General features: G+C 71.7%; 12 protein-coding genes and 1 rRNA gene. 12 read left to right on the top strand and 1 reads right to left on the bottom strand.

Annotation, left to right across the window (positions count from 1 at the left end):
* Positions 1-6 precede the first annotated feature (6 nt).
* From rrf to JSX79_RS06440, 11 genes are all read left to right on the top strand, one after another.
* A 5S ribosomal RNA gene (gene rrf, locus JSX79_RS06490) occupies positions 7-123 on the top strand.
* A 1,381-nt stretch (positions 124-1,504) separates the two neighbouring features.
* Positions 1,505-2,245 carry a hypothetical protein gene (locus JSX79_RS06485; RefSeq protein ID WP_070417891.1) on the top strand — a complete coding sequence of 247 codons (741 nt, stop codon included), beginning with the start codon at positions 1,505-1,507 and terminating at the stop codon, positions 2,243-2,245.
* Between the two features lie 25 nt (positions 2,246-2,270).
* A complete protein-coding gene (locus tag JSX79_RS06480) occupies positions 2,271-3,248 on the top strand; it encodes an HAD-IIA family hydrolase (protein ID WP_229085523.1) in 978 nt (325 codons plus the stop codon).
* 10 nt (positions 3,249-3,258) lie between these two features.
* On the top strand, positions 3,259-3,468 hold the full coding sequence (locus JSX79_RS06475; protein WP_139199341.1) for a hypothetical protein: 210 nt from the start codon (positions 3,259-3,261) through the stop codon (positions 3,466-3,468).
* Positions 3,461-4,306, top strand: a complete 846-nt coding sequence (locus JSX79_RS06470; protein WP_229085522.1) for a TlyA family RNA methyltransferase — start codon at positions 3,461-3,463, stop codon at positions 4,304-4,306. Before JSX79_RS06475 ends, JSX79_RS06470 begins: the two co-directional genes overlap by 8 nt.
* A complete protein-coding gene (locus JSX79_RS06465; RefSeq protein ID WP_070417894.1) occupies positions 4,303-5,229 on the top strand; it encodes an NAD kinase in 927 nt (308 codons plus the stop codon). Before JSX79_RS06470 ends, JSX79_RS06465 begins: the two co-directional genes overlap by 4 nt.
* On the top strand, positions 5,226-6,920 hold the full coding sequence (gene recN / locus JSX79_RS06460) for a DNA repair protein RecN (RefSeq protein WP_229085521.1): 1,695 nt from the start codon (positions 5,226-5,228) through the stop codon (positions 6,918-6,920). The genes JSX79_RS06465 and recN overlap by 4 nt, the downstream gene beginning before the upstream one ends.
* A 173-nt stretch (positions 6,921-7,093) precedes the next feature.
* Positions 7,094-8,809, top strand: a complete 1,716-nt coding sequence (locus JSX79_RS06455) for a CTP synthase (RefSeq protein ID WP_070417896.1) — start codon at positions 7,094-7,096, stop codon at positions 8,807-8,809.
* A gap of 95 nt (positions 8,810-8,904) precedes the next feature.
* On the top strand, positions 8,905-9,480 hold the full coding sequence (locus JSX79_RS06450) for an NUDIX hydrolase (protein ID WP_229085520.1): 576 nt from the start codon (positions 8,905-8,907) through the stop codon (positions 9,478-9,480).
* Entirely contained in the window at positions 9,477-10,058 is a 582-nt protein-coding gene (locus JSX79_RS06445) for a DUF1349 domain-containing protein (RefSeq protein ID WP_229085519.1), read from the top strand. The genes JSX79_RS06450 and JSX79_RS06445 overlap by 4 nt, the downstream gene beginning before the upstream one ends.
* A gap of 32 nt (positions 10,059-10,090) precedes the next feature.
* Entirely contained in the window at positions 10,091-11,104 is a 1,014-nt protein-coding gene (locus tag JSX79_RS06440) for a site-specific tyrosine recombinase XerD (RefSeq protein ID WP_229085528.1), read from the top strand.
* A gap of 51 nt (positions 11,105-11,155) precedes the next feature.
* On the opposite strand, the gene JSX79_RS06435 is transcribed toward JSX79_RS06440, so the two are convergent.
* Entirely contained in the window at positions 11,156-11,635 is a 480-nt protein-coding gene (locus tag JSX79_RS06435) for a DUF2510 domain-containing protein (protein WP_229085518.1), read from the bottom strand.
* Positions 11,636-11,726: 91 nt separating this feature from the next.
* Between JSX79_RS06435 and JSX79_RS06430 the strand changes: the two genes are divergently transcribed.
* Positions 11,727-12,245 carry an ASCH domain-containing protein gene (locus JSX79_RS06430; RefSeq protein WP_229085517.1) on the top strand — a complete coding sequence of 173 codons (519 nt, stop codon included), beginning with the start codon at positions 11,727-11,729 and terminating at the stop codon, positions 12,243-12,245.

Here is a 12,245-nt window from a genome sequence, read left to right as displayed (position 1 = left end):
AGGTGTTCCGGTGGTCATAGCGAGAGGGAAACGCCCGGTCACATTCCGAACCCGGAAGCTAAGCCTCTCAGCGCCGATGGTACTGCAAGGGGGACCTTGTGGGAGAGTAGGACGCCGCCGGACTCAATTTAGTAAGAAGATGTGGCCATCGGCCCTCCATCGAGAACTCGTAGGGGAGACCCTCGTTCTCGGGAGGCCGGTGGCTACTTCTGTTTCTGCCGCACCTCGCTCGACTCGTGCGCTCGTTCGTGATGGACTGGGTACGCGCGTACGGGCGGGACAGTGCGGCGCCGACACACACAACGACACAGCGGACGATGGCCTGGGCGAGCGCTCGGGCACGCAATGAGGAGCAACGGTGGCGAACGACGACGATCAGCGGCGGAACGACGGCGATCGTGGAGACCGACGAGGTCGCGATGGCGACCGTTCCCCTCGGCGCGACGGTGGGAACCGTTGGTCGTCCGGGCCGCGCGACTTCGAGCGCCGCGAGGGCGACCGGCGCGATGCTCCCCGGCGCGACGCTCCCCGGCGCGATGGGGATCGTCCTGCTCGGGATGCTGGTTCGTCCCGTGACGGGGCGCGCTCCTACCGGGACGGCGATCGTCCGTTCCGCGATGGTGGCCGGCGGCCCGCCTGGCGTGGTGACCGTGACGACTCGAGTCGTCCTCCTCGTGGTGACGGTCCGCGCAGCTCGGATCGTCCTGCTCGTGACGGGGATCGCCCGTTCCGTGGGGGTTCCGACCGTCCTCGTCGTGATGGCGACCGTCCGTTCCGGTCGGACCGTCCGGCTCGCGATGGGGATCGTCCCCGTCGTGACGGGGACCGTCCGTTCCGTGGTGGCGATGACCGTCCGCGTCGTGATGGTGACCGTTCGTTCCGGTCGGACCGTCCGGCTCGCGATGGCGACCGTCCGTTCCGGTCGGACCGTCCGGCTCGTGATGGTGACCGTTCGTTCCGGTCGGACCGTCCGGCTCGTGATGGCGACCGTCCGTTCCGTGGGGGTGCCGACCGTCCGCGTCGTGATGGTGACCGTTCGTTCCGGTCGGACCGTCCGGCTCGTGATGGCGACCGCCCGTTCCGCTCGGACCGTCCCGCTCGTGATGGTGACCGTCCGTTCCGCTCGGACCGTCCCGCTCGTGATGGCGACCGACCCCGTCGTGATGGGGATCGTCCGTTCCGGTCGGACCGTCCGGCTCGTGATGGCGACCGACCCCGTCGTGACGGGGACCGTCCGTTCCGCGGCGGCCAGGACCGTGACCGCGGCGGCCGCGACGATCGTCAGCGCTTCGGCGACGGCAGCCGTCACGCCGGTGCGCGGTTCGGTGAGGCCTCGCGGGACGACTGGGAGGACCGCGACCCCTACGGCACCAAGTCGATCCGCCCCCGCCACGAGGACCCGGAGATCCCTGAGGACATCCAGGCACGCGATCTCGACAAGGTCGCCCGGGCGGAGCTCAAGACGCTCAGCAAGGACAACGCCGACTGGGTCGCCCGTCACCTCGTGGCCGCGGCACTCCTGGTCGACGAGGACCCCGAGACCGCGAACCAGCACGCACTGAGCGCGGCTCGCCGAGCCGGCCGGGTCGGCGTCGTCCGTGAGACGGCGGCCATCACGGCGTACCGCCTCGGTGACTTCGCGACGGCGCTGCGAGAGCTCCGGACCTACCGACGCATCTCCGGCCGGAACGACCAGCTGCCGATGATGGTCGACTGCGAGCGTGGTCTCGGCCGTCCCGAGCGGGCGCTCGAGCTCGGCCGGTCGGTCGACCGCGCGGCGCTGGACACGGCCGTGCAGGTCGAGCTCGCCATCGCCATGTCCGGTGCGCGCCTCGACCTCGGGAATCCCACAGCCGCACTCGGCGAGCTGGAGATTCCACAGCTCGACCCGTCCACTGCCTACAGCTGGTCCCCGGCGCTCTACAGTGCTTACGCGGCCACGCTCGAGGAGCTCGGCCGTCAGGACGAGGCCGACGAGTGGTGGGCCCGTGTCGATCGTGCGGCAGCGGCCCTGGCCGAGGTCGCCGACGAGAACGCTTGGGAGACAGTTGATGTGGTCGAGGAAACGCTCGAAGTCGAAGGACCCGCAGACGAGCTCGCCGGAGCCGTCGACGACGAGCCCGACGCCGAGCTCGCCGACGAGCCCCTCGGTGACGAGCCCGACGACGACGAACCGGCCGGAGACGAGCCCGGCGAGATCGACGACGACAACCCCTCCGACGTCGACGGGTCCGCAGCCGACTGACGCGCCGAAGCCGCCGACGGACGGTGTGGACGTCGTCCTCACCGACCTCGACGGGGTCGTGTACCGCGGCCGCAACGCGATTCCGCACGCGGTCGAGGCGCTGACCCGCGCCTCCCTGACCGCCCGCGTCGGCTACATCACGAACAACGCATCGCGCCGACCAGTCGACGTCGCGGAGCACCTCGAGCGGTACGGGCTCGAAGTGTCCGAGGACGACGTGGTGACCTCGTCGCAGGCGGGCGTCCGGCTGCTCGAGACGCTCGTCCCGGCGGGCGCGACGGTGCTCGTCACGGGTGGTCTGGGGCTGACCAGCATCGTCGAGGCAGCAGGCTTCACCGTGACGTCCAGCGCCGAGGACTCGCCGGCCGCGGTCATCCAGGGGTTCTCCCCGGACCTCGGGTGGACCCACCTCGCCGAGGCGTCCTTCGCCCTGGCCGACCCGGACGTGCCGTGGGTCGCGACGAACATGGATTGGTCGATCCCGGTCGAGCGCGGCATCGCGCCCGGCAACGGCACGCTCGTGTCCGCCGTGCACCAGGCCGTCGGTCGGATGCCCGTGGTCGCCGGCAAGCCCGAGCGGCCGATCTTCGACGCAGCCCTCGCGCGCTTCGGTGGTGAGCACCCGTTGTTCATCGGCGACCGCCTCGACACGGACATCAAGGGCGCGAACGACGCCGGCATCGCCAGCGTCCTCGTCCTCACCGGGATCGACAAGGCCAAGCAGGTGCTCGCGGCCGACCAGCGGTCGCGTCCCACGTACATCCTCGGCGACCTCCGTGGCCTGTCCGAGCCCTACCCGGTGACCATCCGGCGGGAAGACCCGGACGGTACCCGCTACGCCACGGTCGGTGCCGTCACGGTGGCGATGCGCGGCCACGTCGTGCGGGTGCTCGACGACGGCGACGCGATCGACCTGCTCCGCGCCGGGACCGCCCTCATCTGGGAGTCCGGGCTCGCGATCTACGGGCTCGACGTCGACCCGAAGCTGTACGGCGGCGAGTAGCGTGACCGAGGTGTCGAACGACGAGCGGGACCCCGAGCGCGACGCCCGCCCGGGCGACCCGGACCAGGTGCGGACGGACGACCATGCCGTGACGGACGACTTCGGGCAGCGCACCGCCGCGGCCGAATCGCTGCCGCTGGCCGAGCGCGCCGATGCGTTCTCCGCGCTGCACGACGAACTGCGGACCCGTCTCGAGAGCGGCGGCAGCACGAGTGCCTGACGAGCACGGCAACGGCGACGAGACACTGCAGGACGAACGGCCCGTCCGGCTCGATGCCCTCCTCGCTTCCCGCGGGCTCGCGAAGTCCCGCACGGCAGCGTCGAAACTGATCCAGGACGGCCGCGTGACCGTCGCCGGCACCGCGATCGTCAAGCCGTCGGCGCCGGTGCGGCCGTCGGCCCCGATCCACGTCGCCGGTGCGGACGAATGGGTGTCGCGTGCTGCGCTGAAGCTCCTCGGCGCACTCGACACGTTCGGCGTCGATCCGTCGGACCGAGTCGCGCTCGACGTCGGTGCGAGCACCGGAGGGTTCACCCAGGTGCTCCTGAGCCGCGGCGCACGACGCGTGGTGGCGCTCGACGTCGGGCACGGGCAGCTCGACCCCCTGGTGGCGCTCGACTCCCGTGTCGCCGTCGTCGAGGGCACGAACGCGCGCAACCTCACGGCCGAGGCCTACCTCGCGCTCGACCCCGCCGCGGCCGAGACGAGCCTCGTGGTGGGGGACCTGTCGTTCATCTCGCTCCGGCTCGTCCTGCCGGCGCTGGTCGAGTCCGTCCCCGCCGACGACTTCGTCCTGCTCGTGAAGCCGCAGTTCGAGGTCGGCCGCGGCGGTGTCCGAGAGGGCATCGTCCGTGACCCGGCGCTCCGGAACGACGCGCTCATGAACGTCCTCTGGGCAGCGTGGGACCTCGGTCTGGGCACCTCGGGGCTCGCGGCGTCGCCGATCGTCGGCACGCACGGCAACCACGAGTACCTGGCGCGTTTCCAGCGGGATGTCGGTACCAATCCGACAGAATGGATCGTCCGGGCGACCGAACTGACGGAAGGGACGGCATGAGCGACGACCGGCACATCCTCCTGGTGTCCCACACGGGCCGCCGCGACTCGATCGACGCTGCGGTCGAGGTCTGTGACCTCCTGCACGCCGCCGGTCTCGTCCCGGTCATGCCGTTCGACGAGTACGCCGACATCCGCCGCGCTGAAGCCTCGGTCGGGCAGGTCGACATCCTCGGCGTCGACGTCCAGGCCGACCAGCTCGAGATCGTCATCGTGCTCGGTGGCGACGGCACGATCCTCCGCGCGGCCGAGCTCGTGCGCGGGACGGGCGCCCCGATCGTCGGCGTCAACCTCGGACACGTCGGGTTCCTCGCCGAGAGCGAGCGGGACGGGCTCCGGGCGACCGTCGAACGAGCCCTGTCCGGCGAGTACCACGTCGAGGAACGCGTCACCCTGCAGGTGGACGTCGTCGTCGGCAACGAGGTCGTCTACTCGTCCTGGGCGCTCAACGAGGCGACCATCGAGAAGGCCTCCCGGGAACGCATGCTCGAGGTCGTGACCGAGGTCGACGGCCGCCCGCTGTCCTCGTTCGGCTGCGACGGTGTGGTCGTGTCGACCCCGACCGGTTCCACGGCCTACTCGTTCTCCGGGGGCGGGCCGATCGTCTGGCCCGACGTCGACGCGCTCCTCATGGTGCCGCTGAGCGCCCACGCCCTCTTCGCGCGGCCGATCGTGGTCGGCCCGGACTGCACCCTCGCGATCGAGGTGCTGCGTCGTACGAGCGGTGTCGGCGTCCTGTGGTGCGACGGTCGACGCACGCACGACCTCCCTCCGGGTGCCCGCGTCGAGGTCCGGCGCTCGCCGGACCCGGTGCGTGTGGCCCGCCTCAAGGACGCACCGTTCACCGATCGGCTCGTGGCGAAGTTCCAGCTCCCGGTCGCCGGGTGGCGCGGCCCGCAGCAGGACGACGAGGACACCCTGTGATCGAGGAGATCTCCATCTCCGACCTCGGGGTCATCGGCGAGACCACCCTCGAGCTCGGCCCCGGCTTCACCGTGGTGACCGGTGAGACCGGTGCGGGCAAGACGATGATCGTGACCGCGCTCGGGCTGCTCCTCGGCGCCCGTGCCGACGCGGGGTCCGTCCGCCGCGGCGCGTCGACCGCCGTGGTCGAGGGGCGCTGGCACGTGCCCGAGCACGACGCCGTCGCCGAACGTGTCGAGGACGCCGGTGGCACCGTCGAGGACGGCGAGCTCATCCTGACGCGCACGGTCTCCGCCGAAGGTCGCAGCCGCGCGACCGTCGGCGGTCGCAGTGCTCCCGTCGCGGTGCTCGGCGAGCTCGCGGACCAGCTGGTCACCGTGCACGGACAGTCGGACCAGATCCGGCTGACCTCGGCGACCGCGCAGCGTGCCGCACTCGACGGCTTCGGCGGTCCGGCGCTCGAGAAGGTCCTCGCGGCGTACGTGCGGGCCTACGACACCTGGCAGCAGCACACCGGTGAGCTCGAGACCCTCACCCGTGACCGTGACGACCGGGTGACCGAGGCCGAACGCATCCGCGCGGCGTCCGACGAGATCGAAGCGGCGGATCCGCAGCCCGGCGAAGACGTCGAGCTGGCCGACCGTGCCGAGCGCTTGGGGAACCTCGAAGAACTCCGGTTGTCCGCGGGCCTCGCGCACGAAGCCCTCTCGAGCGAGTCGCTCGACGGCGTGCAGGACGTCGTGGGCCTCGTCGAGTCCGCTCGCCGGGCGATCGAGCGGGTCGCTGCGTCCGACGCCGAACTGCAGCCCGTGCTCGAGCAGCTCACGGAGCTCGGCATCCAGGCGTCCGAGGCCTCCGCGAGCCTGTCGAGCTACCTCGGCTCGCTCGAACCCGACGCCGGCCACGACCTCGAACTCATCAACGAGCGGCGGGCCCTGCTCGCCGGCCTCACGCGCAAGTACGGTGAGACCGTCGACGATGTGATCGCCTACGGGCAGCGCGCGAGTGATCGGCTGCTCGAACTGGACGGCGACGACGACCGCATCGTGGCGCTGCAGCAGGCGGTCGAGCAGGACGAGCAGACGCTCGCCGGTGCCGCCGCGGCCCTGACGACGGCACGGACCAAGGCGGCGAAGGACCTCGCCAAGCGCGTCACCGCCGAGCTGAAGTCCCTCGCGATGGCCGGGGCGACCCTCGTGGTCGAGGTCTCGGACGCGGGCGACTACCGGCGCCACGGCCGCGACCAGGTGTCGATCCTGCTGCAGCCGCATTCCGGTACCGACCCCCGGCCGATCGGCAAGGGTGCGTCGGGTGGCGAGCTCTCCCGCGTCATGCTGGCGATCGAGGTGGTCATGGCGGGCAGCACGACGGTGCCGACGTTCGTCTTCGACGAGGTCGACGCCGGCGTCGGCGGTGCGGCGGCCATCGAGATCGGTCGTCGTCTGGCGAAGCTCGCGGAACGCACGCAGGTCATCGTCGTGACGCACCTGGCGCAGGTCGCGGCGTTCGCGAACAACCACCTCAACGTCGTGAAGGGCGCCAGCGGGGCGGTCACCTCGTCGAGCGTCCGTCGCCTCGAGGGCGAGGACCGGCTGCAGGAGATGGCGCGGCTCCTGTCCGGGCTCGGGGACAGCGCCAGCGGCATGGAGCACGCGCGCGAGCTGCTCGACGTCGCCGGCCAGAAGGCCTGATCGCGTCGCCGCACGCCGATCCAGGAGGCGCGGCTCGCGCCCGCCTCGCACCGTGCGGCGGACCCGGCCGCGCGGCGCCACCACGGCCCGGAGACCCGGCCACACGCCCGACGCAACGCCCACGGCGAACCGAGGTCGCGCCTCCTGGCAGTTCTGACGTACGATGGAATCCCGTGGCGGACACTCTCAGCGGCGGAACCAATTCTTCGAACGCGACCCCGAAGGTGACGAAGCAGATCTTCGTGACCGGCGGGGTCGTCTCGTCCCTCGGCAAGGGCCTGACGGCGGCCAGCCTCGGCAACCTCCTCACGGCTCGCGGCCTCAAGGTCGTCATGCAGAAGCTCGACCCGTACCTCAACGTGGACCCGGGCACCATGAACCCGTTCCAGCACGGCGAGGTCTTCGTGACCGACGACGGCGCGGAGACGGACCTCGACATCGGGCACTACGAGCGCTTCCTCGACATCAACCTGTCGCAGTCCGCGAACGTCACGACCGGCCAGGTCTACTCGACGGTGATCGCGAAGGAGCGTCGGGGCGAGTACCTCGGCGACACCGTGCAGGTCATCCCGCACATCACCGACGAGATCAAGCGTCGGATGCGCGAGCAGGCGCAGAACGACCCGCAGCCCGACGTCATCATCACCGAGGTCGGCGGCACGGTCGGCGACATCGAGTCCCAGCCCTTCATCGAGTCGGCGCGGCAGGTCCGCCACGAGCTCGGCCGCAACAACGTGTTCTTCGTGCACGTGTCGCTCGTCCCGTTCATGAACGCCTCGGGTGAGCAGAAGACGAAGCCGACGCAGCACTCGGTGGCCGCACTCCGCTCGATCGGCATCCAGCCGGACGCGCTGGTCCTGCGGAGCGACCGTCCGGTGTCGGATTCGAACAAGAAGAAGATCGCGCTGATGTGCGACGTCGACGAGGACGCCGTGGTGAACGCGGTGGACGTGCCGTCGATCTACGACCTCCCGACGCTGCTCAACAACCAGGGCCTCGACCAGGTCATCGTCGACGCGCTCGGGCTCGCGGCGGGGCCGGTCGACTGGACCTCGTGGACCCCGGTCCTGCGTGCCGTGCACGAGCCGAAGAAGGACGTCACGATCGCCCTGGTCGGCAAGTACATCGACCTGCCGGACGCGTACCTGTCGGTCACCGAGGCGCTCCGTGCGGGTGGCTTCGCGCACGACGCGAAGGTCACGCTGAAGTGGGTCGTGTCCGACGACTGCACCACGCCCGAGGGCGCGGCGAAGCAGCTCGGCGACGTCGACGGCATCTGCATCCCCGGTGGGTTCGGCGTGCGCGGCATCGAGGGCAAGCTCGGCGCACTGCGGTTCGCGCGTGAGCAGGGCATCCCGACGCTCGGCCTGTGCCTCGGCCTGCAGTGCATGGTCATCGAGTACGCCCGCCACGAGGTCGGTCTGACCGACGCGTCGAGCACCGAGTTCGACCCGGAGACCTCGACGCCGGTCATCGCGACCATGGCGGAGCAGGTGGACATCATCGCGGGCGGCGACCTCGGCGGCACGATGCGCCTCGGCCTCTACCCGGCGACGTTCACCGAGGGGTCGCTCGCGGCGTCGCTGTACGGGGCTCCCGAGGCGTCCGAGCGGCACCGTCACCGCTACGAGGTGAACAACAAGTACCGCGAGCAGATCGCGGACGCCGGCCTGGTGTTCTCGGGCACGTCGCCCGACGGCACGCTGGTGGAGTACGTCGAGCTGCCGCGCGAGGTGCACCCGTTCTACATCGCCACGCAGGCGCACCCCGAGCTGCGCTCGCGTCCGACGGACGCGCACCCGCTGTTCGCGGGGCTCGTCGGTGCCGCGATCGAGCGGCACGAGGCGTCGAGCCTCTTCGACCCGCAGGAAGAGGAGCAGGTCGCGTAACGCGAGTGGTCTCTGACTGGAGGCGCGGTGCCAGCTGGCACCGCGCCTCCCGTCTGCCATGGGGTGGCGTCGGAGGCGCGTGCCAGGATGGTCGCGTGACTGACGCACCCATCGCTGACGAACCCGCCTCGTTCGAGGTCACCGAGTCCACCGTCGTGTACGAGGGCGCCGTCTGGGACGTGCGCCGCGACAGCATCGCGTACCACGACGAGACGATGGTCCGGGAGTACATCGACCACACCGGTGCCGTCGCGGTCTACGCCGAGGACGACGAGGGCCGCGTGCTCGTCATCCAGCAGTACCGGCACCCGGTGCGGATGCGCGACTGGGAGCTGCCGGCGGGGCTGCTCGACATGGCGGGCGAGGACCACCTGACCGCGGCACAGCGCGAGCTGGCGGAGGAGGCCGACCTCGAGGCCGACGACTGGGAGCCCCTCGTCACCTACAACACCTCGTCCGGCGGCAGCGACGAGTTCCTGCAGATCTACCGCGCCCGTGGGGTGCGCGCGACCGCGACGGCGTTCGACCGCGAAGCGGAAGAGGCCGACATCGTGAAGCGGTGGGTGCCCCGGGCCGAGCTGGTGGAGGCGATCCTCGACGGTCGGCTGCACAACTCCGGGCTCGTCGTGGCCGTGCTCGCGGTGGACGCGCTCGAGCGGCGCGCGGCGTGAGCCTCGCGGCGCTGCTCGACCAGGGGCAGTGGACGCACGAGCCCGCTGCGGCCACGCTCGACGGCGACGTCCTGCGGGTGACGGCCGTCGAGGGCAGTGACGCCTGGCGCACCACCTCGTACGGCTTCGTGCACGACTCCGAGCACGCGCTGCTCCGCCCGGTCGACGGGGCGTTCTCGGTCGAGGTGTCGTTCGTGCTCGACTACACGGAGCAGTTCGACCAGGCGGGGGTGTTCCTGCGGGTCGACGAGCGGAACTGGATCAAGGCCGGCGTCGAGTTCGCCGACGGGACGCCCCAGGTCGGAGCCGTCGTCACCCGCGATGCGTCGGACTGGTCAGTGGCCCCCGTGCCGGAGTGGACCGGGCGGGTCGTCACGGTCCGGGCCAGCCGCGACGGCGATGCCGTGACGATCCGGGCGTGGGCGGACGACGAGCCGCCGCGGCTCGTGCGGGTGGCGTACCTCGACCCCGGTGCCCCCGTGTCGGCGGGGCTGCTCTGTGCGGCACCGTCCCGCCCGGGACTGACCGTCGCCTTCACCGGGTTCCGCGTGGGGGAGCCGGACGGGTCGCTGCACTGACGCTCCCCGAGCGGCGCTAGCCTCGTGGGGTGATCCCGTTCGAACGTGCCACGGAGACGTACCTGCGGCACATCGCGATCGAGCGGGGCCTCTCGCAGCACACGCTGTCGGCCTACCGGCGGGACCTGCTGACGTTCGCGGAATGGCTCGCGTCCGCTCCGATCGTGGAGTCGGACGGCGCCGACCGTGCCGGTGGATCGGCGGTGCTCGACGACGTCGGGAGGATCGCGCGCGCGGACCTCGCGGGGTTCGTCGAGCACCTCGCCACCCGACCGTCCGGCCCGCTCGCGCCGAGGTCGGTGGCGCGCATGCTCAGCTCGGTGCGGTCGTTCACCGCGTTCGCCGCCGGCGAGGGGTGGCTCCAGCTCGACCCCGGCGCATCCGTGCGGCCGCCGAAGGCCCCGATGCGGCTGCCGAAGGCGATCTCCGTGCACGACATGGAGCGGTTGCTCGGGGCCGCGTCCGCCGGGTCGCCCGACGGTGCCGCCGACGACCTCGTGGGCCTGCGGGACCGGGCGTTGCTCGAACTCCTCTACGCCACGGGAGCGCGCATCTCGGAGGCCGTCGGGCTCTCGGTCGACGACGTGACGACGCTGTCCGACGGCTCCGGTGACCTCGACGACGGGCTGTCCGTCGTCAAGGTCACCGGCAAGGGCAACAAGCAGCGGGTGGTGCCGCTCGGCAGTTTCGCGCGGGCGGCGATCGACGCGTACCTCGTGCGGGCGCGGCCGGTGTTCGCGGCACGGGGAGCGTCGACGCCGGCGCTGTTCCTCGGCGCCCGGGGCGCACGGCTGTCACGGCAGAGTGCGTGGCTCGTGATCCAGGCGGCAGCGGAGCGTGCGGAGCTCTCCGAGCACGTGTCGCCGCACACGTTCCGGCACTCGTTCGCGACGCACCTGCTCGAGGGGGGAGCGGACGTGCGGGTCGTGCAGGAGCTGCTCGGGCACGCGAGCGTGGCGACGACGCAGATCTACACGATGGTGACGGCGGACATGCTGCGGGACGTGTACCAGACGGCGCACCCGCGGGCGCGGCGTACTTCGTGAGCAGGAACGGTCGGGTCGCCTGACGGCACCCGACCATTCCTGCTCACGAGGTCAGAACACGTGGAACTGCGCGGACGCCGCCACGGCAGCCGTCGCCACCGCGAGGACCAGGGCGCTCGCCGAAGCACTCCGCGCCAGCACCCGCCAGCCCCCGGTCGCCCCGGGCCACACGACGCCGAGCAGCCCCGCCACGATCGCCGCCGCGCTGCTCGCTCCCCAGGGGTTCACCACCACGGAGGCCGCCGCGAGCAGCACCGCCAGGGTCGAGAACGCACTGAACCGGTGGACGCCGGAGCCCCCGGACGCCCAGGAACGCGTCCGGATCGCCGCCGGCTGCACCGAGAACGACGGTCCGACGGGCGCGACGACCACCGGGACGATCGGCTCGGTCCGGCTCGGCAGCACCCGTGTCGCCGCTCCCCAGGCGCGCCCGTCCCACCAGCGCAGGCGGCTCGCGTCCTGCGGATCGGGGAACCAGCCGGCGGCCGGCAGCGTCACGGGGTGCTCCTCGGGGTGCGTGGGAAGGTGCACGTCGACGCTACGGGAGTGCGGGAAGCGGCCACAGTCCCAGCCCGGGTGTCGGCAGGAAGGGGGACCACCCGCGTGCAGTAGCGTCGAGCGGGTGACCTCGACGCTCGACGACTTCTGGCGTGACCGGCGCGACGAGCGACCGGAGTTGCCGACGGCCCTGCCGGAGGCGTGGTCGTTCGGCGCGACGCCGGCGCAGGCGGACGATCTGCTCGACCTCGTGCTGCGCGGGGTGAAGGACGGGACGGCGTCGTCGTTCTGGGACTACGAGGCGTCCGGGGACCGCGTGCCGGAGGTCTGGGACATCGGCATCGTCACGGACTCCGCCGGGGCACCGCGGGCCGTCGTCGAGACGACGAGCGTCCGGATCGTCCCCTTCGACGAGGTCGATGCGGACCACGCCCGGGCCGAGGGGGAGGGCGACCGGACGCTCGCGCACTGGCGCCGGGTGCACGAGGCGTACTGGCGCGCGTACTCGGAGGACCCCCGCGGGTTCGATCCGCGGATGCCGGTCGTGTGCGAACGCTTCCGGCTCGTCTGGCCCGCACCGGCGACGTCCCCGCCGGCACCGGCGACGACCCCGCCCGCACCGGACCCGACCGCCGTCGCCTGA

This window comes from Curtobacterium sp. GD1 (genome assembly GCF_020882855.1).
Lineage (GTDB): Bacteria > Actinomycetota > Actinomycetes > Actinomycetales > Microbacteriaceae > Curtobacterium.
The sequence above is the reverse complement of the archived record's forward strand: the minus strand, read 5'-3'. Positions and strand labels throughout refer to the sequence as shown.

What these genes read in the sequence shown, in the direction of transcription:
- JSX79_RS06465 (WP_070417894.1), top strand. Translation starts at nt 4,303, where the DNA reads ATGAGCGACGACCGGCACATCCTCCTGGTGTCCCACACGGGCCGCCGC.